Below are 23,506 nucleotides of genomic sequence, written 5' to 3'. Positions count from 1 at the left end.
GATGGGTGTCAGGCGCCGCAGTTGGCGCCCGAGTACTGCACGGTGTGGGTGGTCGTCACGTCCCGGCCGTCGATCGAGCCGCTGACCCGGACCGTCGCCGAGCCGCCCGCCACCGTCGCGGTCCGCGTGTTGAACTGCTGGTACGCGTTCGCCCCGGGCGCCACGGCGGAGAACGACCGCTTGCCGTACGCGGTGTCCAGCTCGACGTCGACCGGCGCGTCGTGGTCGTTGCGGGCCTGCACCGCCAGGTAGGTGTTCCCGCCGAGGCAGCGGGTCTGCACGGTGGCCGTCACCGGCAGCTCGGCGGCGGCGGCCGTGAACTCCCAGGTGTCGATCTCGAAGAGGTCCGCGCCGGCCGGACCGGCGTAGGTGAAGTAGACGTCGTGCACGCCGGAGACGCCGTCGAGCTGGGCGGTGAGTTCCGTCCACTCGCCGGTCGTTGCGTCGACCGGGATGGTCGCCACCACCGGCCCGGTGACCTCGTCGAGCCGGACCTGGATCTGGCCACCGGCCACCAACGGGCGCACCTTCGCGGTCACGCTACCGGCACCGGCACCGAAGTTCACCGACGACAGCGCGGTCCAGTCGCCGTTGTCGATGTCCCGCACCACCAGGTTCGGCGCGGAGCCACCGAACTCGGCGGAGCCACCGTCGATCTTGGCGGTCGCGATGCCCTTGCTCCAGCCGAAGGTCTCCGCCTCGAACACCCGGTACGGGTCGAACTCCCGGACCTGGTTCACGCCCGCGTAGGTGCCGACCACCTGCTGGATGGTGCCGTCCGGGTTGAAGGCCAGCTCCTGGATGTGCGGGCTGCGGTAGCCCTGGGTGGTGTTGCCGTTGATCCGCTTGTTCAGCGTCGGACCGTGGTACGTGAAGTAGTACTTGCCCTCGTACTCGAAGACCGACTGATGGTTGTTGCCGCCGGTGCCGGCGCCGAAGAACTGCGACTGGTTCGGGAAGAGCACACCGGCGTAGGTCTCCTTGGGCCAGACCATCGGGTCGTCGGAGATCATGTAGCCGATCTGGCCGCCGCCGGGGTAGCCGGGCAGCGGCGTCTGCGGGCCACCGAAGTCACTGCCGCCGAAGTGCGAGGAGTAGGAGAGGTAGTACTTGCCCTCACGCTTGAACACCTGGGCCGCCTCGAAGGCGACCGGGGCGTCCACCACGGCCGCGCTGCCCACGGTCGACACCATGTCGTCGCCGAGCTTGATCGAGCGCAGGTTCTTCGGGTTGTTGAACCGCTCGACCGCCGGCATGCTGGTCGACGCCGGACCGCCACCGAAGTAGAGGTACGCCTCGCCGTCCTCGTCCACCAGCGGCGCCGGGTCGAACCGCCAGGCGACGCCCTCGGTGCCAGGGGTACGACCGTCGATCAGGGTGCTGGTGCGCTCGCTGGTCCACGGGCCGACCGGCGAGGCACCGGTGATCACGTTGCTGGAACCGCCGCCGTTGGCGTAGTAGAGGAAGAACTTCTCCTGGCCGTTGACCACCTTCTTGGCCATGCCGGGCGCCCACGAGTTGGCGGTGAACGGCGCCACGCCGTTCGGGCCGGCGACCTGGACCTCACCGTGGTCCGTCCAGTTCACCATGTCCGTCGTGGAGATCACCGTGATCTGGTTGATGTGGCCGTAGTTGATGCCCGGTGAGATCCCGGTGACCGGGTCGGGCGCGTAGCCCTGGGTGTCGTTGGTCATGTACATGTACACCCGGCCGTCGTGCACGAAGCCGTACCCGTCGGCGCCGAACTTGTGCCCGATCAACGGGTTGTGCTCGCCGGGCAGCTTGCCGACCACCTCGATGGTCTTCGACGGCGGCGGGGGTGGGGCGGCGCCGACCACCGACACGTCGTCGAGCTTGAAGTCCATCAGGTGCAGGTTCGGGTCCGACGACGGGTTGCTCGTCCACGGCGTCTCGAAGAAGAGGCGCGCCGAGGTGACGCTCTGGCTCGCCGGGATGGTGAACTGACCATTGAACTGCGCCCACTGGCCCCGGTTCGCGGTCACGCTGACCAGGTTGGTGTAGGTCGACCCGCCGTAGTGCATGGTGGCGAAGAACTGCTTCGTCGCGGGCGAGTTCGGGTTCTCGTACTTGACCCGGGCGCTGAGGGTGTAGGTCTGTCCCGCCTGCACCTTGCCGGAGAGGTCCTGCATCGGCCCGGATCCGGTCGTCGCCCGGTTGGTGACCAGCACCGCGCTCGATCCGGAGTAGGCGTCGGTGGTGGGTGAGAGCGTGGCGCCGTCGGTCGCGTTGCCGTTGTTGACGAACCAGTTGGCCAGACCGTCCTCGAACCCGCCGTTGACGATCAGATTCGTGTCGGCGGCCTGGACGGGTGCCGCCGAGACGAATCCGGCCAGCATGACGCCGGCCGTCGCGATCGCGGCGACCCGACGACGGGTCGCACTTCGTCGACGCTGTGTCACGAGATGTCCTCCTTGGTGTGGTGATGGGCAGGGGAGTTCATCGGCGCCCCGGGGCCGGCGTGGGAAACGGCCCCGGGGCAGATCAGATGGGTTGTCATCCGCCGCAGGAGGCGGCGAGGTAATCCGTGGTGCGGATGGTCGTCACGTCGTGGCCGTCGACCGTTCCGGTGGCCCGGACGGTCGCCGTACCGGCCGGCACCGACGCGGCCCGGGTGGCGAACTGCTGGAACGCGTTGGCGCCCGGCGCGACGGCCACCACCGACCGCTCGCCGTACGCCGTGGCCAGCACGACGTCCACCGGCGCGTCGTGGTCGTTGCGCACCTGCACCGCCAGGTACGCCTTACCGGCGACGCACCGGGCCTGGGCGGTGACGGTGACCGGCACCTGCGGACCGACGACGTCGACCGTGAACGACGCGGTCTTCGTCACGTCGACCACCGTGTACGACACGGTGACCGTCTGCTCGCCGGGGATGGTCGGGTCGTACCCCGACACCGAGTACCCGCCGTGGCCCCGCAACAGCTCCTCGTCGCGTACCCCGTCGGTGTAGTCGGCCGTGACCACCAGGCCGGTGAGGTCGAGGGCCTCGCCGACGGAGTAGGTGGTCCTGGTCGGGGGTGTCAGCACCGATACCGACGACAGGTCCGCGCCGCGCAGGGCGGCGTGTTCCGCCTGGGTCAACGCGAAGACGCTGCCGTGCCGGATGACGCCGAGCGCCAGGTTGTAGTTCGGCTTCTGCCCCCAGTCGATGGGCGTCCACTCACCCGACGAGAGGTCATCCGTCCAGTACGGATGGAGCTGCTGCTCCATGTAGTTGCCCGATGGTGCGCCGGCCCACTGCTGGTCGACGTACATGTAGTAGCCCGACCCGCGCTCGTCGCCGGGGTTCGCCGGCACCAGCAGCGGTGCCTCGGCGTACCGGGTGTTCATCGTCGAGTGGGTGATGCAGCTCGCGACGAGTTCCCAGTCGTCCTCCGGGGCGAGAATCGACGTAGCCCGCTCCTGGTAGATGTCCTCGGAGGGACAGGAGGGTACGTACTTCGTGGTCCCGGGGCCGGTGGACGTGCGGTCGGTGACCAACCGGTGGTACGAGCCGTCCGCCTCGTCCTTGACGATGACGGCGTCGAGCGTCCCGTGGTTGGGCCGGTTGCTCATCGTCCGGGCCGGGGTGAACGTGACGAAGTCACGGGTCGTGGTGTAGAGGGTCTGGTTCCGGGTCAGCGGATACCGGCCGTTCGGGTCGTTGCGGTCGGTCGTGAAGTAGGAACCCGTCGGGTACATCGACGACGTCCAGTACACGACATAGGCCCCGATGGACGGATCCCAGATGGCCTCCGGAGCGAAGGTCATTCCGGCCTCCGGCGGAGCCACCAGCACGTGTCGCTGCTCCGACCAGGTACGCAGGTCGGTGGACTCCCAGACCTCGATGTAGCGGCTGGCACCACTCTGCGCCCAGTCCCAGCCCCGCCACCCGTACGCGTTGCCGTTGACGTTCAGGTCCGTGGCGACGAGGTAGAACTTGTCCCCCTCCGGTGCCCGGACGATCGAGGGGTCACGCACGGCGTGCATGCCCTTGGTGGACTGCAGGACGATCTCACCGTTGTTGACGGCCACCCAGCGGGTCGCGTCGTTGCCGACGCTCGTGGCCATGTAGATCTGCTGCCCCGCGTGGTTGTTGGACCGGGCGAAGTTCGCCATGCCGTAACGGGAGAACGGGGCGAGTTCCACCGCGGGGCGCACCGTGAGCGCGAACGCGCGGCACGCCTCGCTGTCGCCGACGGTGGCGCAGGCCGTCAAGGTCACCGTCGCCGGTTCAGCCCCGACGGGTGGTCGTGTCACCACGCCCGCCGCGATGGCCCCGTTCGCCTCGTCGGACACGACGTCCGGATCCGACGAGGTCCACTCGACCACCGCGTCCGCCACCGCCGTCGGCAGTGTCACGTTGCCCCGGACGTCGTCGGCGTTGGGAATCGTGATCAGATCCAGTGCCTGCGCCGCGAGCCCGGTCGCGGCGGTGTCGCCCGGGGCGGCGGCTACCGGGCCGCCACCCCCCGAAACCAAGCCCACGGCCACCAGTGTCGCGGTGGACGACAGCGCGAGGTTGCGCCGCCATCGAGAGCCATCTGTCATCTCCGCTGCCCGACCTTCCTTCGCGAATGCGTCGTCATGTCGGCTCACTGCGCCTGACGGGGATCGGCGGCGCAGTTGACGGCGGGATATTCGGCACTGCGGGCGGTCGTCACGTCCTTGCCGTCGATCGTCCCGGTGACCCGGACGGTCGCCGTGCCGGCCGGAACCGAAGCGGCGCGGGCGTTGAACTGCTGGAACGCGTTGGCACCCGGCGCGACGTTCGCCACCGACCGCTCGCCGAACGCCGTCTCCAGCACGACCCGCACCGGCGCGTCGTGGTCGTTGCGCGCCTGCACCGCCAGGTACGCCGTGCCGCCGATGCACCGCGCCTGCGCGGTCGCGGTGAACGGCACCTCGGGCGAGTCCGTCATGAGCACGCCGAGCCGGGCCAGGTGGAAGCTCAACGCCCGTTCCGGCGCGTCGATCTGGTTCTGGGTGCCGAACTCACCGGCCCGCGCCGACGTCGCCGCCGCGAGCGCGGCCCGCATCGCGGCCCAGGCGTCGGCCGGGTATTCCGACTCGTGCAACGTTGCCGCGTACGCGATGGCCGCGTCGAGTTCGCCGGTGTTCAGTGGCCGGTTCTGCGCGGTCAGCGTGTCACTGAGCAGGTAGTGGTCGAAGTCGACCTGCCCGCCGGTCTGCTGGGTCGCGTAGTTGAACAGGCCGACCCGGTGGCCCATGAAGTGGGCGAGGCTGCCGTCCAGCGTCTGCGGTCCGACCCGGTTGCCCAGTTGCGTCCAGGTCAGCCCGTCGAGGCTGTAGTAGAACGTCGTCCAGAGCTGCCCGGTCGGCGAGGCGAAGTCGAGGTCCGCCTTGACGTGGACCTCGGTCGCGGCGCCCAGCGAGGCCGTGGTGCCCGGCAGGAAGTTCTCCAGCGTCGCCTGGTCGAGGTCGACCGCGAACGGCTGACCGCGGTTGACCACGCCGATCGTGTTCACCCCACCGACGCGCTTGACCGCCACGTACGAGAAGCCCCGGTTGTACGCGGCCAGGCCGGCGACGTCGCCGTCCTTCATCCGCGAGATGTCCATCTTGGTCTCGGCCGACTGTCGGGGCCCAAAGGTGCGCTGCGAGAGCGTGTTGCGGGCCTCCTCGAACCAGGCCAACTCCGACCGGTTGGACAGCTTCGTGTAGATGTAGTTGCCGGTGACCACCTTGCCGGTGGTCAGCCGCAGCCAGCCCTCCCGGTCGGTGAGCGACCAGTAGCGGTTGTCCGGCGCGTGGTTCCACTCCCAGGCCATGTCCAGCCGCGACCCGTTCGGCCTGATCTCGGCCTCGGTCGGGTGCTCGATGGTGGGCCGCTGCCCGACGATCGACACGTCGTCGATCAGGTACTCCACGCTCGACGACGGCGGCTGCGGGTTGGCCCACGGCGTCTCCACCGCGAACTTGAAGTTGTTCAGGTTCGCCGTGGCCGGCACGGTGTACTGGCCGGTGACGGTGGTCCACTGCCCCGCCGGGACGTTGCCGAAGGTCATCACCTGCACGCCCGAGCCCCAGTCGGCGGCGAGGTTGAACCGTACGCTACTCGGACCCGAGGTGTACTTGATCTTCGCGGAGACGGTGTAGGTGACGCCGTGCTGCATCTTGCCGTTGAGGTACTGGTTGGGCCCGGAGCCGTTGAGGGTGCGGTCGCTGACCTTCAGCGCCGCCGATCCACCGGCCGGGTCGGCGGTGTCCAGCGCGAGCGTCGCACCGAACTGCGCGGCCCACGGCGACAGCGCGCCGGACTCGAATCCGGAGTTGTCCAGCAGTTCGACACCGAGCAGCGACTCGTCGATGTCGGGCGCCGCCGGGATCGTCCACTGCTCGTCCAGGTACGCCTTGTGCGGCGCGTCGTTGGCGAAGTCGTCCGAGACGACGATGCTCTTCTGCCGCTCGAACCGCTCCTCGGCCGGACTCAACGCGATCGGCTTGGCGAACGGGCCCTCCACCGGTACGACGCCGTTGTTGCCGAATGTCGGCCAGCCGTTGGACCAGGTGGCGGGGATCAGCGCCGGGATGCGGCCGATCGGGAAGGTGTCCCGGAAGAACATGCCGTACCAGTCGGTCTGGCCGCCCTCCCGGGAGATCGGCACCAGACTGCCCTGCGCGAAGCCGTTGGAGTTGAGCACGCCCCGGGCCTCGTAGGTGTTCACCCCGCCGGCCGAGGTGTACCGCCCGAGCAATTCCGGCGACCGGAGCATGACCACCTGGCGACCCTGGCCGGAGGGCCAGGTGATGATCACCGCGTAGTAGTAGCCGTCGATGTAGTAGAACTGCGCGCCCTCGAAGAGGCCGCCGATGAAGGGCTGTCCCGCGTAGTTGCTCGCGGTGAAGACGTTCGGGTAGTCCTGCACGATGGCGGTCAGGTCGGAGTTCAGCCGTACCGCGCTGATGTTCGCGTTGCCATAGAAGATGTACGGCGTACCGTCGTGGTCGAAGAAGAGCGAGGGGTCGTGCAGCCCCCGGCCCAGGGCCGTACGCTGCCACGCGCCGTTCTCGATGTCGTCGGTGCGGTAGATGTACGCGCCGTTGAGGTTGTTGGTGTTGAAGGCGACGTAGAACATGCCGTCGTGGTAGCGCAGCGACGACGCCCACTGGCCCTGGCCGTACGAGTTCTGGCCGTTGCGCAGCGAGAACGAGTCGCCGATGCTCGCCCGGTCGAAGACGTAGTTGACGATCTCCCAGTTGACCAGGTCGTACGACTTCATGATGGGCGCACCCGGGCTCAGGTGCATGGTGGTGCTGATCATGTAGTAGAGGTCGCGGCCCTCGTCGTTCTCGGCCGCCGGCACCCGCTCCACGCTGATGTCCGGCACGTCGGAGCGGAGCAACGGCACGGTGTAGGTGCCGTCACCACGATCCGTCGAGGTGTACGACGATCGGGGCGACCAGGGCTCGGCGGCGTGCGCCGCCGCACCGGGTGCAACGAAAGCGGCGCCGAGCAGCGCGCCGGCGGTGGCCATCGCGAGGCCGCGACGACGTGGCCGCAACGCGGTGGCGAGGCGGGTCGCGGTGCGGACGGCGACGTGAAGTGGGGTGGCGAGGCGGGACGGTCCGGACGCGGGGCGGGGGTCGGAGACGGCGGCGACGGACACTTGCATAGCGAGCTCCAGACGCGAGCGTGACGGGACCTTAATGCTGTTAGCGTTAACAACGATCGTCAAGACCCATGCCGATACTTCGTTGAAATCTCCAAGCAACATCTCCCGGTTAGTCCGATGTGATCGCTCCCAGCCGGCGGACCTGCATGGCAGCGGCGCCGACCCCGCGCCACCCGGCACAGCGACCGGACGGTCAGCCCAGGTCGATCGTGTACTCGGCGGTGTGCACCTTCCCGTCGACCTGGAAGTCGAAGAACGCCCGGTATCGGCCGGCGCTCGGCACGGTCAGCCAGAACTTCACCGCCCCGTCGACCAGATCCGGCTCCGGGTGCACGTGCACGTAGCCCAGGTCGCCCTCACGCACCACGACCAGGTGCCCGTACGCGCCGAGGTAGCGCTCCAGCTCGGCCGAGCCGGCGGCCCCGGCGACCCGTAGCACGACCGGGGCGCTCAGCCCGATTGTCGGCGTACCCTCGATCGACACGGTGAACGGCCCGGCGGTGGCCTGCGGCGTCGGCGCGGGCAGCTGTGCCGGCGTGTAGACGCCCGGCACGTGATGGTCGACGCCGAGCACCAGCGGCAACTGCCGGCCGTCGGCCGTGGTGACGGTGAAGTCGGCATAGATGCGGTAGTCACCGGCCCGGGGCAGTTCCAGCGGTACGCTCCAGCGCCCGTCGGCGGTCATGGTCGGATGCAGATGCTGGTAGCCGCTGAGGTCACGACCCACCACGATGAGGTGCAACGGCTTCTCGTGGACCACCGCGAAATCCGTCGCCGCCTGCCGGTTGCCGTCGACGATGCGGAACTGGTAGTCCACCGGTACGCCGGGCGGCTGGGACCGCTGCACCGGTTGCAGGGTGTACCCGGCGGCGCTGACCCAGGCGCCGGTGGCCTGCGTCTGGTCCGAGCCGTCGCCGGTGTGCGCGTGCGCACTGGTGCCCGGCGGGTGCTGGTGTCCGTCGCCGGCCGACCCGGCGACCGGCGCGCCGGCCCCGCTCGCCCCGCTCGGCGGCGCGCCGATGGCGCCCGGCTGCTCGGCGGCGCCCAGCCGGCCGAGCCCGAACCCCGCCAGCAGAGCGATCACCAGCCCACCGACGAGCAGCGCCAGCCGGGTGTTGCTCGACCGCTCGGCCGGTGCCGGCTCGCCCGCGTCCGTCATGGCGGGCAACGGGATCGCCTCGGCGGTGGCGACACCGCCCGACGACACCGCCTCGGGGCCGGCGGTCGACGCCGCCGCCGGGCCGGCAGTCGATGCCGGGGCCGCCGGGGCCACGCTCGCGGTGACCGCCGCGCCGCCGCGACGGGCTGCCGGCACGGCCGCCGTACGCCGCCGGCCGTCCGCGCCCGCACTGCCGGCCTTACCCTTCGCCGCCGGACCCGACGCCGTCGTGCTCTGGCCCGCACCGGTGGCAGCCCGACGGGCGCCGGAGCCGGTGCGGGTGCCGCCGCCGGAGCGCGGCGCCGCGTTCTTCCTCGTCGCGTTGCGGGTGGCCGCGCCGGAGCGGCGACCGTTTCCGGCCGCAGCCCCGGGTCGACCGAGCAGCCGGGCCACGGTGGCCGGTCGGCGCCAGGCGAGCAGACCGGTCAGGGCGAGCGCGATCGCCACCGCGACGGCGGTCCAGGTGCCGGCGCCGGGGCCGCCGTCGCGGGCCGGCACCGGAGCGGCCGCCGGTGGTGCCGAGGCCGGCGGTGCGGCGGATGCCGAGGACGACCCGCCATCGTGCCCGTGCTGCTCGGCGGCGGCCAGCAGCGCCGGGTCCGGTTGCCCGGTCGGCGGGCTCCACCCTGCCGGCGCCGGGGTCACCGGCCCGGTGTAGCGGAAGCTCATGGTGCCGCGTACCAGTTCGCCGTCGGAGGCCACCGAGAGGTAGCTGACCGTGTACTGCCCCGCCGCCGGCAGGTGCGCCAGGTTCACCACGGCCGGGAAGCCCGTCGTGTACTCGCGGGGCTGGAACATGCCGTCGACCAGGAAGTACTCCCGCACCGGCTGGTCCAGTTGCCGGGGCGCCCCGTGGTTCCAGCCGTTGTCGACCCGGGTGCCGCCCGGCGCGGTGACCGCGAAGTACGCGTTCGGCACCACCTGCTCGGTGAAGTAGAGCTGCACCGCCGTCAGTGGCTCGGTCACCGTGGCGTCGGCCGCCGGTGTGGACATCGCCAGGCCGCCGTGGGCCGCCGCCGGTGGTGCGGCGGCGAGCACCGCGACCGCCGTGGCGAGGACCAGCGCGAGCAGGCCGGAGGTGACACGCATCGGGGTCCGAGGGAGACGACGCATCTGATCATCCTCACGACGACACAGCTTTGGTCCAGGCGTATCTATCTTTTGCCACAAGCGGCAAAAGTCAATACGCTCGCCATCCTCAACCTCAATTCACCGACACAAAGCCTCTGGCCACACCGGTCAACGCCCGGTCGACGCGGCGACCGCCGTCGGCACCGTCGCCGGTCCCGGCCGGGTACCGCGTAATCCCGGGGTGAGCAGCAACGTCGTGGTCAGCGAAAGGCCGGCCAGCACCACCACCACCCAGTGCGTCGGAAGAAGATCGGCCAGCATTCCGGCGACGGCGGCGAACACCGCCTGCCCGGTCATCATCCCGTTGTGTTGCAGACCGAGCGCCTGGCCACGTGACTCGACCGGCGCCCGCGCGATCAGCCGCTCCTGCAACGGCAACGAGGCCGCGAAACCCACCGAGGCGACCAGGGCGATCACCATCGCGAGCGGCAACTCCGGACGCACCAGAAAGACCAGGTACGGCAGGGGAAGAAGCAACCGCAGCGGCAGCACCCACCGGTCCCGCGCAGCCGGCGAGAGGAACCGTCCGACCAGCACGTCACCGACGAGCATGCCGAGGGCGCCGGCCGCGAAGAGAAATCCGGCCCGCTCCCCCGCGTACGGCAGGAACAGCGCCTCACAGCCGACCACCAGACCGCTGGGCAGCCACAGGTTGAGATAGAGCGACCGGCATCCCGGGTCCCTCCACAGCTGCCCGTTGACCCGCAGCGTACGGCGGGCGGAGGTGCCGGCGTCCGCCCGTGCCGGCCGTTCCACCAGGCCGAACCGGGTCACCACGAGCGCCACCGCCCGCAGTGCGGTGGCCACCAGGAAGACCTGGTACGGGCTCAGCCAGACCAGCAGTACGCCGCCCGCCCCGAAACCGGCGATCTGCATGACACCGACGCTGACGTTCATCGCCGAGCGGCCCAACACGTACCCACCGGCGGGCAGGATGTCGTTGATCAGTGCCAACCGGGCGCCGCCGGTGACCGAACCGGCGTACGCGACGAGCAGGATGACGGCGAACCGTGCCCACAACGGCAGCCCGGGAACCGCCTGTAGGGCGGCACCAACAAGCGCCACCGACGCGACGAGGGTCAACGCCCGGCGCGGCGGCAGGCTGTCCGCAGCCGAGAGCAGGGTCAGGCTGCCAAGTACGCCCGCCAGCGGCGCGCCGAACATGCTCAGCGCGGTGAGCAGAGCGGAGCCGGTCGCGGCGTAGGTCAGCGAACCGAGGGCCAGCGCCGAGGTGGTGTGGGCGGCGATGCCGGCGCAGTTGGCCACGAACAGATTGCGGAATTCGGCAACGGCGAAAAGGTCCGAGTACGTCCTCACCGCACGATCCTCTCGGGCATCGGCGCGTACCCGTAGAGTTACGGCTGGAGGCGAAACATGTCGGTCTGGCGGATACCGGTGGACCTGCTGGCACGCAGCCGGTTCGTCGTCTCGCCGATGACCGAAACCGTCGCCGCGCTGCGGGCCCTGCACAGCCCACGTCACCCCTGGCAGCACACCTGGCGACTGCCCTACCTCGGGGCGTACCAACAGATGCTGGCGCAACGCCCGGTGCTCCGGGCGTTGCTCGCGGCGTCGTTCCGACCACGATGGACCGCGGATTTTCTCACCCTGGCCCCCGCGACCGTCGCGCCCAGCTTCGCCGAGGAACTGGCGGTCGTCGCCCGCCGTTGCGACGACCAGATCCGCGACGACCTTCGGGCGACCCGGCCCGGTCCCCTCGCGGACGTCCTGCGGGCCGACGGGCTGGCCGAGCAGGCGGTGTTTCTGCTCGACTGGGTCTGGGCGCACACGGTGCAGCCGGAGTGGCCGGACCGGGAGCGACGACTGCGGGCCGACATCGTGGCCCGCACCGCCCGGCTGAGCACCGCAGGCTGGGTGGGCGCCGTCGCCGACTTCAACCGCGGCGTGCGGTGGTTGGGCGACGGCTACCTACAGGTGAACGACTACCCGGCGGCACCGCTGGCGCTGGACGGGGCCGAACAGCTGGTGTTCGTCCCGGCTCACTGCGTGCGTGGCTGGGTGCTGTGGGACCAGCCCACCCGGTTCGGCATGGTCTATCCGGCCAGTGGCATCCTCGCCGACACCACCACACCGGTGCCGGCGGGACTGGACCGGCTGATCGGGGCGAACCGGGCGGCCGTCCTCGTCCGGCTGACCACACCGCTGAGCACCTCGCAGTTGGCCTCGGTTACCGGACTGTCCCTGGGCTCGGTCGGCGACCACCTGCGGGTGCTGCTCGACTCGGGCATGGTGACCAAGCGCCGCTCAGGCCGGGAGGTGCTCTACTGGCAGACGCCACGCGGCGCGGCACTGTGCGGATCGACGCCTGCCGAACGCCGGTGACGCACACGGGTCAGGTGGTCGCCTGGTCGCGGTTCGCCGATGCCCGCAGCGCGCCCTGGGCCAGCAGCCACGGCAGGTGGGCGGTCCTGGCCCGGGCGACGCCGAGCAGCGTCAGCAGGACCGTACGGTCGCCGAGCCGGAGCACGGCCCGCTCGCCGGCCAGGTACGCACCGTCGCCGATTCCGGGAAGTTCCTGCCCTCGGGCGTTGAGTCGCCAGATCCACTGCCCCGCCGCACCGGACACCGCCTGGATCATCAGCACCGGGCTGCCGTCGCCGGCCGCGCGGAACTGGACGCCGACCAGCGGGCCCGGCAGGTCGACCGCCTCGGCGGCGCCCACCGGCAGGCCCAAAGCCTGCCCGATCTCCTCGGTGGTGAACAGCGACTCCGGTGTCGGTGCGCCGGCACGGGCGACCCGCGGGCCCGTGGCCTCCGGCACGACCGGTTCGGTCAGGCTCCGTGGGCGGCCGTGCCCGACCACCGCGACCTGGACCACCCGCCGCGACCAGGGCCGTACCCGGATGGTCACGGTGTCCCCGTGGTGGCAGTCGCCGGCCCACTGGCTGGGCAGCCCCCAGGCGGTGGTCCGTTCGCCGCTGCCGTCGTCCACCGCCAGATAGTGCAGCCAGGGCCTGGCCGGCCGGTTCTCCCCCTGGGCGGTCGACTTCCACACCTGCACCCAGAGCACCTCACCGGTGATGGTGCGCTCGGTGGCCAGGTCCGCGACGCCGCGCACCAACGTGTACCCGCCGAAGGCCAGCAGCAGCACCGCCCCGGCGACGATGCCGGCGGCGACCAGGGCGACGATCCGGGTGGCCGGGTCGTCGCTGGTCGGGAAGAGATCGGCCGACGGGCCGAAGAGTTTCAGCAGGAAGAAGCCCACCGCACCGCTGATCGCCGCGCTGAGCAGCAGTCTCGGCAGCGTACGGCCGTAGCGCGGGAGACGCGGGTAGCGGACCCGGACCCGGTGCCAGGTGCCGCCGTACGACGACCAGACCAGCGACCGGTCGCCCATGCCGAGGTCGAGGACGGCGCTGGCCAGCCGGGTGGCGCCGACGGCCGCGCCGTAGCCCAGGTACCGGTCCCAGATCGCCACCGAGGCCGGCGGCAGTTCGTCGAACTGCTCGTGCCCGCGCAACCAGTCGCGTACCCCGAGCCACCTCGCCGCCACCTGACGACCCCGCGGGGTGTCCCGCTCGCCGGGCGTCGCACCGGCGATGACGGACAGCACGGCGAAGGTGACGAACCCGGCGGCGAGGCCCGGATTGTCCTCCTCGGCGTGCCAGCTGCCGTAGTGCGCGGCGGCGAGCCCGACGACCACCCCGGCGAGCAGCGCGGCGGCGGACAGCACCGTGGTCACCTTGGGACCGAAGCGCCGCCGGGACAGTCCGGCCGCCCGCGCGTCCGCCACCACCTGGGCGCGCAGCCGCTTGTTCCAGGACTTCGCCTGGGCCTCGTTGCGGAAGGTCAGGGCGCTCAGCGGCAGCACTCCGTGCACCGCCAGGCCGCGCACCCGGTCGAGCACCAGGCGCTCGTACGGCCGCAGCCCGGCCGCGTCCGGCGGCGACGGGGGCAGGTGCAGGGTGGTCTGCATCGGGTCGTCGCCCGGCTGACGCAGCTCCACGAAGCCGCGGGCGGCGAGGTCGAGCAGCGTCGACTCGGCGGCGTCCTCGGTGAGCGACCAGCGGTTGACCAGCAGGCTGACCAGAGCGGGCGGTTCGTCGCCGAGGTCCATGGTGGCCGGCGCGGGGGTCGGGCTGGCCGGCCGGGTGGCCAGCCGGACGACGCCGTAGGCGGCGAACCACCCGGCGAGTGCGGACCCGCCCACCGCCAGGTCGAGAAGCAACCGGGGATCCATCGCGTGCTCCCGCCGTCAGTACCGCACCTGGACGGCGGCGCGTTCACCCTCCAGTGCCTGGAAGAAGTCCATCGGCCGGAACCCGCCGATGCCCGCGATCAGGTTGGTGGGGATGGACTGCACGCTGGTGTTGAAGGTCTGCACGGCGCTGTTGTAGAACTGCCGGGCGTACGCGATCTTGTCTTCGGTCCGGGCCAGCTCGCCCTGCAACGCCGCGAAGTTCTGGTTCGCCTTGAGGTCCGGGTACGCCTCGGCGAGCGCGAAGAGTCGGCCGAGCGCCTGGGTGAGGGTGTTCTCCGCGTCGGCCCGGTCGGCCACCCCGGGGACACCGGCCGCGGCGATGGCACCGCTGCGTGCCGTGGCGACGGCGTCCAACGTGGCGCGTTCGTGTGCCGCGTAGCCACGGACCGTCTCCACCAGGTTGGGAATCAGGTCGTAGCGGCGTTTGAGCTGGACGTCGATCTGCGCCCAGGACGCCTGCACCTGGTTACGTTGGCGGACCAACCGGTTGTACGCCAGCACCGCCGCACCGATCACGAGGACCGCCAGCAGGCAGACCAGCCCACCGACGACGCTCACCATGACGGTCCTGCCCATCCCCGACCCCCGCACCACAAGCGTCCCGACTGGCCCGAGCATGAGCACCCACACAACCGGGCGCAATCAGGCGAACGGTTGGCCCCGGCGTCCCGTACCCGACGGTGCCGGCGACGGCTGGCCGGTCAGCGCGGATCCGGGTCCGCCGGATTCCGCGCGCGACCCCCGATGTGCGGGGCCGCCGGCCCGGCCGGGCCGGTTTCGGGAAAGCGGAACCGGTGCAGTTGCTCGACGTCGAAGCCAGCGGAGGTGATCGCCGTGGCGGTGTCCCGCCCGGTAGTGCGGGAACATCCGCCCGTTGCCGGCACCCACCTCGATCACCCGACCGGCCAGCCCGGCGACCAGGGCCCGGCGCACCTCGATCCGGGCGAAGAATGTCGTCACGGGCCGTCCGGTCGTTGGTCACGATGATCCTGGACTGGACTGAGGAAGGTGTCATGGCGTCTCGACTCAACCCGTATCTGAGCTTCGCCGGCAACGCCCGGGAGGCGATGGAGTTCTACCAGCACGTGTTCGGTGGCGACCTCGCGGTGAGCACGTTCGGCGAGTTCGGCACGGACGATCCCGCGCTGGCCGACAAGATCATGCACTCGATGCTGGAGAGCCCGGCCGGCTACACGCTGATGGCCTCGGACACCGCGCCCGGGATGGAACATGTGCCCGGCAACAACGTGTCGATCAGCATCAGCGGCGACGACGCCGACGCACTGCGCGGCTACTGGGCCAGGCTCGCCGACGGCGGCATGGTGACGGTGCCGCTGGACAAGCAGGTGTGGGGCGACGAGTTCGGCATGTGCGTCGACCGGTTCGGCATCGGGTGGCTGGTCAACATCGGCCAGCCCCGGGACTGACCGCCCCGGCGGTCGGGTGGGGTGTATCGGGGCCCGACGGGGGTAACAACCGCCGACCGACGCCACCGGCCAGCCGCTCGCGTGGCGCCGCACCGCTGGTCAGGGGGTTCGGATGAGCCGCGTGCGGAATCTGCGCGTCCGCCCGGACCTGCTCTACGTGGCCAGCGGCTGGAGCACCCTGGTCACCGACGTACGCGGTCGCATCACCGGGGCCGGCCCGCAGGGCTTCTTCGCCCGCAACACGCGGGTGCTCAGCACCGAGCGGATCACCGTCGACGGCCGGGAGCCGGTGCCGTTCAGCACGGCGACCGTGCAGGGACACGCCCAGCTCTCCTACGCCGAACTCGGCGACGGAGAGACGCTGCCGTCACGGGCGGCGTACCTGTCGGTCGAACGTTTCGTGGCGGCCGGGCTGCGCAGCCGGCTGACCCTGTTCAGTTACGCCGACCAGCGCCTGGACCTGCGCCTACAGGTCCAGCTCGCCGCCGACTTCGCCGACACGAGCGAGGCCGAGACCGGCCGCCGGGTCCAGTCCGGCGCGGTCGACGCCCGATGGGATCCCGCCGGTCAGGAGCTACGCCTGACGTACCGGTGCGACGGGCTCGACCGGGCGGTGGCGATCCGGGTCCGGGCCGAGGCACCGATCCGGTACGCCGACGGCGGGTTCACCGTCGAGGTGGCGCTGGCGCCGGGCGGACGCAGCCAGGTCGAACTCGCCGTCGAGCCGGTCTTCGACGGTGAACGACTCATCGCGCCACCGGCGAGCTTCACCGAACCCGGTGACGCCGCCGGGTTGGCGCGCCGCCAGCTCACCACCGAACTCGCCCGGCTCACCAGCACCAACTTCGACGTCACGGCGGCGTGGCGCTGCGCCCGCGAGGACCTGGCCGGGCTTCCCCTGGGCGAGCCGGCCGGCCCCACCGCGCCGATCGCCGGCCTGCCCATCTACCAGGAGATCTTCGGGCGGGACACGATGACCGCGTCGTGGCAGGCGCTGCTCGCCGGGCCGACGATGCTGGCCGACAGCCTCCGGCTCAATGCCCGACACTTCGGGCGGCGGATCGACGACTGGCGCGACGAGGAGCCCGGCAAACCGCTGCACGAGGCCCGCCGGGGGCCGCTGTCCGAGCTCGACATCGACCCGTTCGCCCACTATCACGGCGACTGGTCGACCGCGCCGGACTTCCTGGTCTTCCTCGGCCAGTACTACGCCTGGACGGGGGATCTCGACACGGTACGGGAGTTGCTGCCCGCCGCCGACCGTGCCCTGTCCTGGATCGAACGCTACGGCGACCTCGACCACGACGGATTCCTCGAATACCACCGCCGGTCCGCGGCCGGCCTGAAGAACCAGGGTTGGAAGGACTCGGACACCGCCATCGTCGACGAGCACGGCACGGTGGTGCCGAACCCGATCGCGACCAGCGAGGTCCAGGCGTACTGGTACGCCGCGCTGCGGCACGCGGCCGGGACGTACGCCGTGGCCGGTCGTCCCGCGGTCGCTGCCCGCCTGGCCGCCCGGGCGGCCGCGCTGCGCCGCCGCTTCCACCGCGCCTTCTGGCTACCCGAACAGGGCTGTTACGCGATGGCGCTCGGGCCGGACAAGCGGCCGGTACGCTCGGTCAACTCCAACGACGGCCATCTGCTCGCCACCGGGATCGTGCCGCCCCGGATCGCGCCGGTGGTCGCGGACCGGCTGCTCGCGCCGGACATGTTCAGCGGCTGGGGGGTCCGTACGCTCTCCGCCGCACATCCGGCGTACAACCCGTTCAGTTACCACCGGGGCAGCGTCTGGCCGGTCGAGGCGGGCACCATCGGCATCGGGCTCGCCCGCTACGGCTGCTGGGAACACCTGCACCGGCTCGCCGAGGGGATGTTCACCGCGTCCGCCCTCTTCGCCGAACACCGCCTGCCGGAGGTGCTCAGTGGGCTGCCCCGGGACGAGGCCCATCCCCACCCCGGGGTCTACCCGAGCGCCTGTTCGCCACAGGCCTGGTCGGCCAGCTCGGTCATCGCACTGATCCAGGCCCTGCTGGCGCTGCGTCCCGCCGCGCCGTTGCGGACGATCTTCGTCGACCCGCACCTGCCCGCCTGGCTACCCGACCTCGTGCTGGAGGGCGTGCAGGTCGGTGGGCACACGGTCGACCTGATCGTGCGGCGTGGGCGGGGCGGCCGGACGTCCGTACGCACCCGTGGCGACCGGATCGCCGTGGTCCGCCGGCCCACCCGCCGGGCGATCGCCACCCGCCGTCACCGACGCTGACCGGTCCGCACCGCCAGCGGCGGCGGGCCGCTCGGTCCGGCGGCGACGGGTCGCCGGATGCTGGTTGGCCTGCGGGTTCGCCGGTCCGGCCCACCGCAGCCGGGCGCGACCTGCGACTATCGTGAGCCGGATGCGGGTGCTGGTGTGCGAGGACGACGACGGTGTCGCGCGCGGTCTGAGCAGGGCGTTGACCCGCGAGGGCTACAAGGTGGCCCGGGCCGCCGGGGTGGTCGAGGCGATGGAGCGGATCGACGAGCAGGTGCCGGAGATCGCGCTTGTCGACATGACGCTGCCCGACGGCCACGGCGCCGAGGTGGTCCGCCGGCTCCGGCAGCACCCGAGCACCGCGATCCTGATCGTGACCGCGCGCGGCGAGGAACGGGACCGGGTGATCGGGCTGCGGGCCGGCGCGGACGACTACGTGGTCAAGCCGTTCAGCCTGGCCGAACTGATGGCCCGGATCGAGGCCGTCGCCCGCCGGACCCGGCAGCTGCGCCGGGTCCTGCCCCCCGGTGGGCTGCCCGACCTGCACGCCGGTGCCCTGGTCATCGATCCGGTGGGGCGGCGGGTACGCCACGAACACGACGAGACGGTCGACATCGCGTTGACCGCCAAGGAGTGCCAGATTCTGGTCATCCTGGCCGAGCAGAGGGATTCGGTGGTCACCCGCGAACACCTGCTCGACCAGGTGTGGGGATCGGTGTCGCCGCTGAACTCCCGTACGCTCGACACCCACATGGCGGCGTTGCGCGCCAAGCTCGGCGAACTCGCTCGGGTGGCCACCGTGCGGGGCGTGGGGTACCGCTTCGACGAGGCCGGCTGATGCGTCGACGCCTGCTGCTGATCTCGATGCCGCTGCTCGCCGTGCTGTTCCTCGCGATCAGCGTGCCGGCCGCGTCGGCCATCGCCGGCCGGCGTACGGCGCACCTGGTCAACGATCGGACCAACGACGCGGCGCGGTTCTCCGCAGCCGCGCTCGACGAACTCGCCGACGGTGACATGCGTCGGCTCGGCGCCGAGTTCGACCACTACGCCGAACTGTTCGACACCCCGCTGTGGCTGCTCGACCGGGAACGGACGCTGCTCTACTCCGCCGACGGGACACCACCGACGGCGCAGGGCGACCGGCTGCTCGACGGAGTGCTGTCCGGGCAGACGACCAGTTTCGGGGCGACGGTGTGGCCCTGGGGTCCGGACACCATCACGCTGGCCGCACCGGCGGGCCGCGACTCGCAGGTGATCGCCGCCATCGTCATGGAGGTACCGACCGGCGCCGTACGCACGGCGACCTGGCGGGACTGGGGCATCCTCGCCGCCGCGCTGACCGCGTTCATGGCGGTCGCGCTCTACCTGCTCTGGCCGATGTCGCGCTGGCTGCTCAGACCCGTCGCGCACCTGGCCCATTCCGCCGACGCGGTGGCCCGCGGCGACCTGCGGTCACGGGCGGTCGCCGACGCCGGGCCGCCCGAGTTGCGCGGGCTGAGCCAGACCTTCAACCGGATGGTCGACACCGTCGCCACCACCCTGGAACGCCAGCAGCAGTTCGTCACCGACGCCTCCCACCAGTTGCGTAACCCGCTCGCCTCGGCCCGGATCGCGGTGGAGAACCTGCGGCCGTACCTGGACGGCGGCGCCGAGGCGGAACTGGCCTACCGCGACGCGCTCGCCGACATGGACCGGATGTCGGCGTTGGTCGGCGGGCTGCTGACGGCGAGCAGCCTCCAGGCCGCCCCGGTACGGGCGTCGTCCGTCGCGCAGTTGCTCGAACGCCGGGCGCAACGGTGGCGCGTCGAGTGCGCCGAACGCGACGTCACCCTGGTGGTCGACGTCGCGGACGCCGAGGTGATCGAGCCGTCCGGCGGCCTCGCGATGGTGCTCGGCGAACTGCTCGGCAACGCGCTGCGGTTGGCCGCTCCGCAGCGGATCGAACTGCGCGGGCGGGTGTCCGAGGCCGGGCGTTACACGCTGACCGTCGCCGACGACGGTGTCGGCCTGAGCGGCGAGGAACATCAGCTCGCCACCGGTCGCTTCTGGCGCTCCCCCCGGGTCCAGAACCTGCCCGGCACCGGGCTGGGCCTGAACATCGTGGCGCAGGTCGTCACGGATGTCGGCGGTCGGCTGACGCTTCGCGAAACGCCCGGCGGAGGGCTCACCGTGGTACTCGACCTGCCGCTGGCGGACTCCTGACCGTGGGTGGTCACGGCTTGGCGGCGCGGAACCAGTCCCGGGCACCCGGGTGCAGGGCCACCGGCGCGGTGGCGGCACCCGTCCGCGGGTTGATCTGGCTCGCCTCGGGGCGTACCCCGGACAGCTCTTCGGCGTGGTCGAACAGCAGGCCGGTCAGGTACCGCGCCAGGTCGGCCGCCATCGAGGCGTGGGCGACGAGCAGGGTCGGCACGGCGAGGGTGACCACCGAGGCCATCGGTGGATACATCGTCGCCGGGATGGTGACCGGGAAGTAGTCGAGTGGGTGCTCGGCGGCCATGGTGGCGACCTCGTCGGTCAGGTCCAGCAACCGCACGTCGCCACCGGCCGCCAGTTGCGACACCGCCGGCGTCGGCATCCCGGTCAGGCTCACCACGGCGTCGACCCGCCCGGCGCGCAGGGCCGCCACCGAGTCGGCCTGGGACAGCGCGTGGAAGTCCAGGCGGAGCCCGAGCAGTTCGGCGAGCCGGGTGACGACGAACCGGGTGCCGGACTCCGCCAGACCGCCCGCGACGGCCCGACCGTGCAGGTCCGTCGCCGAGTGGATCGAGGAGTCCGCCGGCACCACCACGTGCACGACCGAGTCGAAAACCCGGCTCAGGGCCCGGATCTCGGGGTGTTCGACGGCCACGTCGCAGTTGACGAAGGCCAGCTCGGCGTCCCTGCCGTCGATCAGCCGGGCGTTCTCGACGGCCGCCGCCGTGTGCAGCACCTCGACGGTACGGGCGGGCCAGGCGCGCCGGAGGATGTCGGCGTACGCCTGCCCGATCTCGCGGTAGACCGCGCCGGGGGGCCCGGTCGCCAGCCGCAACGGTTCCGGCGCCCGGGGCACCCGGCCGGTGCATCCGGTCAGCGCCACCAGCGCCCCCAGCCCCGCGCCGAGCACCGCCCGCCGAGTGGGCGCGGGCAGGGCGAACGCCGACGTCGGCAGGGAAGCTGGCGCGGCCATGGCCGGCGAATATACCGGCCCGGCCGGCGCGGGGAAACCCACACGCAACGCCAGGAAGCGTTGACGAAACGTCAGGCAATGCCAAGGCAACGTCAAGAAATCACCGGCGTGATGGGTGACGGCGGTCACCCGCCGCCAGGCTGTCTCCCACCGTGACTCACCTCACGGCCCAAGGAGGGACAGAATGCCCAACACCACCACCCCCGAACTGCCCGCGCCGCCCACCGCACCGGCGCCCACCCGGCGTAAACGGCTCTGGCAGCACCTGTACTTCTGGGTGCTGGTCGGCATCGGCCTCGGCATCGTCGTGGGCATCACCCTGCCCGAGGTGGGCGCGCAGCTGCGCTGGCTGGCGACGCTGTTCATCAACCTCGTCAAGGTGGTCATCGCGCCGACCATCTTCGCCACCGTCGTCGTCGGGATCGCCGGCCTGGGCAACCTCGCCAAGGTCGGTGGGCTGGCCCTGCGTACGGTGGTCTACTTCAACCTGACCACGGTCGTGGCGCTCGGCCTCGGGTTGCTCACCATCAACCTGCTCCAGCCCGGCAAGGGGCTCGGGTACGACCTGAACAGCTTCGACGGCTCCGCCGCCGACGACACCATCGCCAACGCGAACGCCGCCGCCGGCAGCGGCATCCAGGACTTCATCCTGGGGCTGGTGCCGACCTCGTTCATGTCCGCGTTCGTGGACGGGCAACTGCTCCAGGTGCTGCTGCTGGCGATCCTGGTCGGTGTCGCGCTGACCATGCTCGGTCAACGGGGCCGACGCGCGGTGGCCGCCCTCGACACGGTGGCCAAGACCATGTTCGGAGTCATCAAGCTGGTCATGTGGGTCGCCCCGGTGGGCGCCTTCGGCGGCATCGCCTTCACGATCGGCGAGCACGGCAGCAAGATCCTCGGCAGCCTGGCCGCCTTCATGGGCGCGTTCTGGCTGACCTGCCTGGTGTTCATCCTGCTGTTCCTCGGCCCGATCTGCCGGCTCGCCGGGTTCAAGATCTTCCAGTACCTGCGCTACATCAAGGACGAGTTGCTGATCGTGCTCGGCACCTCCTCGTCGGAGACGGTGCTGCCCCGGATGATGGTCAAGATGGAGGCGGCGGGTACGCCCAAGCACGTCGTGGGCCTGACCATCCCGACCGGCTACTCCTTCAACCTCGACGGCACCGCGATCTACATGACGATGGGCGCGATCTTCATCGCCCAGGCCTTCGACATCAACGTGCCGCTGGGCACCCAGATCGCCCTGCTGCTGTTCATGCTCGTCTCGTCCAACGGAGCCGCGGGCGTCTCCGGCGCCGGACTGGTGACGCTGGCCGCCTCGATCGCGGCCTTCGACCACATCATTCCGATGGTGGGCCTGGCGTTGATCGTCGGGATCGACCGGTTCATGTCCGAGGGACGGGCGCTGACGAACCTGACCGGCAACGGCATCGGCACCCTGGTCATCGCCCGGTGGACCGGCGAGTTGGACCGGGAACGCCTGGCCTACGTGCTGGCGAACCCGACGAGCGTGGACACCGAGGCGCTGCTGCGCGAGGACCTGGCCCGCGACACCGAGGCGCCCCGCGACACCGAGGCGCCGGAAACCGGGGTGCCGGTCACGACGCCGAGCGAGGCGACGGATCGAGAACCGGCGACGGTCCGGTAGGGCCTCGGCGACGTACGGCCCGGCGGGGGTGTGGTCCGCCGGGCCGTACGTCCGGTGCGGTTCGCGGGGTCCCGCCGGGCGCCGCTGCGTAGACTCTCGCGGGATGATCGCCCAGCTCACGGCCGGTTCGGAAGGGTCATGACCAAGACGTACGAGGTGCCACTGCTGGTGCTGACCGTGGCGACGGGGGCGATCGACGGCGTCAGCTACCTCGCCCTGGACCGGGTATTCACCGGCAACATGACGGGAAATGTCCTGTTCATCGGCTTCGGCCTGGCCGGCGTCTCCGGCCTGCCGGTCCTGAACAACCTGGTGGCGCTGCTGGCCTTCATGCTCGGCGCGGTGCTGGCCGCCCGACTGACCCGCCACGCGTCGGACCCGGCGAAGCTGCCCCGGTCCGGGCTGGCCGTCCTGGTCACCGGGAGCGTGCTGACGCTGCTGCTGGCCGGGATCTGGCTCGGCACCGGCGCACCGGGCGCGATCGCGATGCTGGTCACCACCGGGCTGCTCGCCCTGGTGCTCGGCGCGCAGGCCGCGGCGGTCAAGCACATCGGCATCCGGGATCTCTCCACAGTGGTGGTGACCATGACGATGGTGAACCTCTCCACCGACAGCCGGGTGGCCGGCGGCGCCGGGGCGGCGTGGCTGCGCCGGTTCGCGGCGATCGTCGCGATGGGACTGGGCGCGTTGGCCGCCGCGATTCTCACCCTGCGGGTCAGTGGCGCGCTGGCGCTGCTGATGGCCGGTGTGGTGATGGCCGCCGGCACGGCGATGATCGCGGTGGTGCGGCGGCGCGAGGTGACGGCGGGCGCACGGTCCTGACTCTCCCCCGCTCCGGTCGGCAACCCTGTGGACGCCACCCGCG

General features: G+C 71.3%; 15 protein-coding genes. 7 read left to right on the top strand and 8 right to left on the bottom strand.

From position 1 onward, the window contains the following. Window positions 1-8 precede the first annotated feature (8 nt). The 5 genes from E0H26_RS08750 to E0H26_RS08730 form a co-directional block, all read right to left on the bottom strand. Window positions 9-2,420 carry a carbohydrate binding domain-containing protein gene (locus E0H26_RS08750; protein ID WP_131303024.1) on the bottom strand — a complete coding sequence of 804 codons (2,412 nt, stop codon included), beginning with the start codon at window positions 2,418-2,420 and terminating at the stop codon, window positions 9-11. Window positions 2,421-2,514: 94 nt separating this feature from the next. Next, window positions 2,515-4,488 carry an immunoglobulin-like domain-containing protein gene (locus E0H26_RS08745; protein ID WP_206024959.1) on the bottom strand — a complete coding sequence of 658 codons (1,974 nt, stop codon included), beginning with the start codon at window positions 4,486-4,488 and terminating at the stop codon, window positions 2,515-2,517. 107 nt (window positions 4,489-4,595) lie between these two features. Next, a complete protein-coding gene (locus E0H26_RS08740) occupies window positions 4,596-7,637 on the bottom strand; it encodes a family 43 glycosylhydrolase (protein ID WP_240742076.1) in 3,042 nt (1,013 codons plus the stop codon). Between the two features lie 193 nt (window positions 7,638-7,830). Further along, a complete protein-coding gene (locus E0H26_RS08735; RefSeq protein ID WP_131303020.1) occupies window positions 7,831-9,909 on the bottom strand; it encodes a copper resistance CopC family protein in 2,079 nt (692 codons plus the stop codon). Window positions 9,910-10,035: 126 nt separating this feature from the next. Next, window positions 10,036-11,244: an MFS transporter gene (locus E0H26_RS08730; RefSeq protein ID WP_131303018.1), complete on the bottom strand. Its 1,209-nt coding sequence runs from the start codon at window positions 11,242-11,244 to the stop codon at window positions 10,036-10,038. 57 nt (window positions 11,245-11,301) lie between these two features. On the opposite strand from E0H26_RS08730, the gene E0H26_RS08725 reads away from it, so the two are divergent. Next, a complete protein-coding gene (locus tag E0H26_RS08725) occupies window positions 11,302-12,270 on the top strand; it encodes an ArsR family transcriptional regulator (RefSeq protein ID WP_131303016.1) in 969 nt (322 codons plus the stop codon). A gap of 10 nt (window positions 12,271-12,280) precedes the next feature. Here the strand turns inward: E0H26_RS08725 and E0H26_RS08720 are convergent, their stop codons facing one another. Together E0H26_RS08720 and E0H26_RS08715 are read right to left on the bottom strand one after the other, a co-directional pair. Beyond that, entirely contained in the window at window positions 12,281-14,128 is a 1,848-nt protein-coding gene (locus E0H26_RS08720; protein ID WP_131303014.1) for a DUF2207 family protein, read from the bottom strand. Between the two features lie 15 nt (window positions 14,129-14,143). After that, window positions 14,144-14,725 carry a LemA family protein gene (locus E0H26_RS08715; protein ID WP_240742075.1) on the bottom strand — a complete coding sequence of 194 codons (582 nt, stop codon included), beginning with the start codon at window positions 14,723-14,725 and terminating at the stop codon, window positions 14,144-14,146. A gap of 437 nt (window positions 14,726-15,162) precedes the next feature. On the opposite strand from E0H26_RS08715, the gene E0H26_RS08705 reads away from it, so the two are divergent. From E0H26_RS08705 to E0H26_RS08690, 4 genes are all read left to right on the top strand, one after another. Then, window positions 15,163-15,576 (top strand): VOC family protein, encoded by a 414-nt coding sequence (locus E0H26_RS08705; protein ID WP_131303010.1) that lies wholly within the window; start codon window positions 15,163-15,165, stop codon window positions 15,574-15,576. A 112-nt stretch (window positions 15,577-15,688) separates the two neighbouring features. Further along, window positions 15,689-17,839 (top strand): amylo-alpha-1,6-glucosidase, encoded by a 2,151-nt coding sequence (locus tag E0H26_RS08700; RefSeq protein ID WP_131303008.1) that lies wholly within the window; start codon window positions 15,689-15,691, stop codon window positions 17,837-17,839. 130 nt (window positions 17,840-17,969) lie between these two features. Next, the gene (locus E0H26_RS08695) at window positions 17,970-18,662 is read left to right on the top strand and encodes a response regulator transcription factor (protein WP_131303006.1); all 693 of its coding nucleotides are present in this window, start codon (window positions 17,970-17,972) and stop codon (window positions 18,660-18,662) included. Beyond that, window positions 18,662-20,026 (top strand): sensor histidine kinase, encoded by a 1,365-nt coding sequence (locus E0H26_RS08690; protein ID WP_131303004.1) that lies wholly within the window; start codon window positions 18,662-18,664, stop codon window positions 20,024-20,026. The genes E0H26_RS08695 and E0H26_RS08690 overlap by 1 nt, the downstream gene beginning before the upstream one ends. Window positions 20,027-20,036: 10 nt before the next feature. Here the strand turns inward: E0H26_RS08690 and E0H26_RS08685 are convergent, their stop codons facing one another. Continuing rightward, window positions 20,037-20,993 carry a TAXI family TRAP transporter solute-binding subunit gene (locus tag E0H26_RS08685; RefSeq protein WP_131303002.1) on the bottom strand — a complete coding sequence of 319 codons (957 nt, stop codon included), beginning with the start codon at window positions 20,991-20,993 and terminating at the stop codon, window positions 20,037-20,039. A 184-nt stretch (window positions 20,994-21,177) separates the two neighbouring features. Between E0H26_RS08685 and E0H26_RS08680 the strand changes: the two genes are divergently transcribed. Beyond that, on the top strand, window positions 21,178-22,641 hold the full coding sequence (locus E0H26_RS08680; protein ID WP_131303000.1) for a cation:dicarboxylate symporter family transporter: 1,464 nt from the start codon (window positions 21,178-21,180) through the stop codon (window positions 22,639-22,641). 138 nt (window positions 22,642-22,779) lie between these two features. Next, window positions 22,780-23,463 (top strand): YoaK family protein, encoded by a 684-nt coding sequence (locus E0H26_RS08675; protein WP_131302998.1) that lies wholly within the window; start codon window positions 22,780-22,782, stop codon window positions 23,461-23,463. The last annotated feature ends 43 nt before the right edge of the window (window positions 23,464-23,506 follow it).

Source organism: Micromonospora zingiberis (assembly GCF_004331455.1).
Taxonomy (GTDB): Bacteria; Actinomycetota; Actinomycetes; order Mycobacteriales; family Micromonosporaceae; genus Micromonospora; species Micromonospora zingiberis.
Note: the sequence above shows the minus strand (reverse complement) of the source record. Positions and strands in the feature narration are given on the sequence as shown.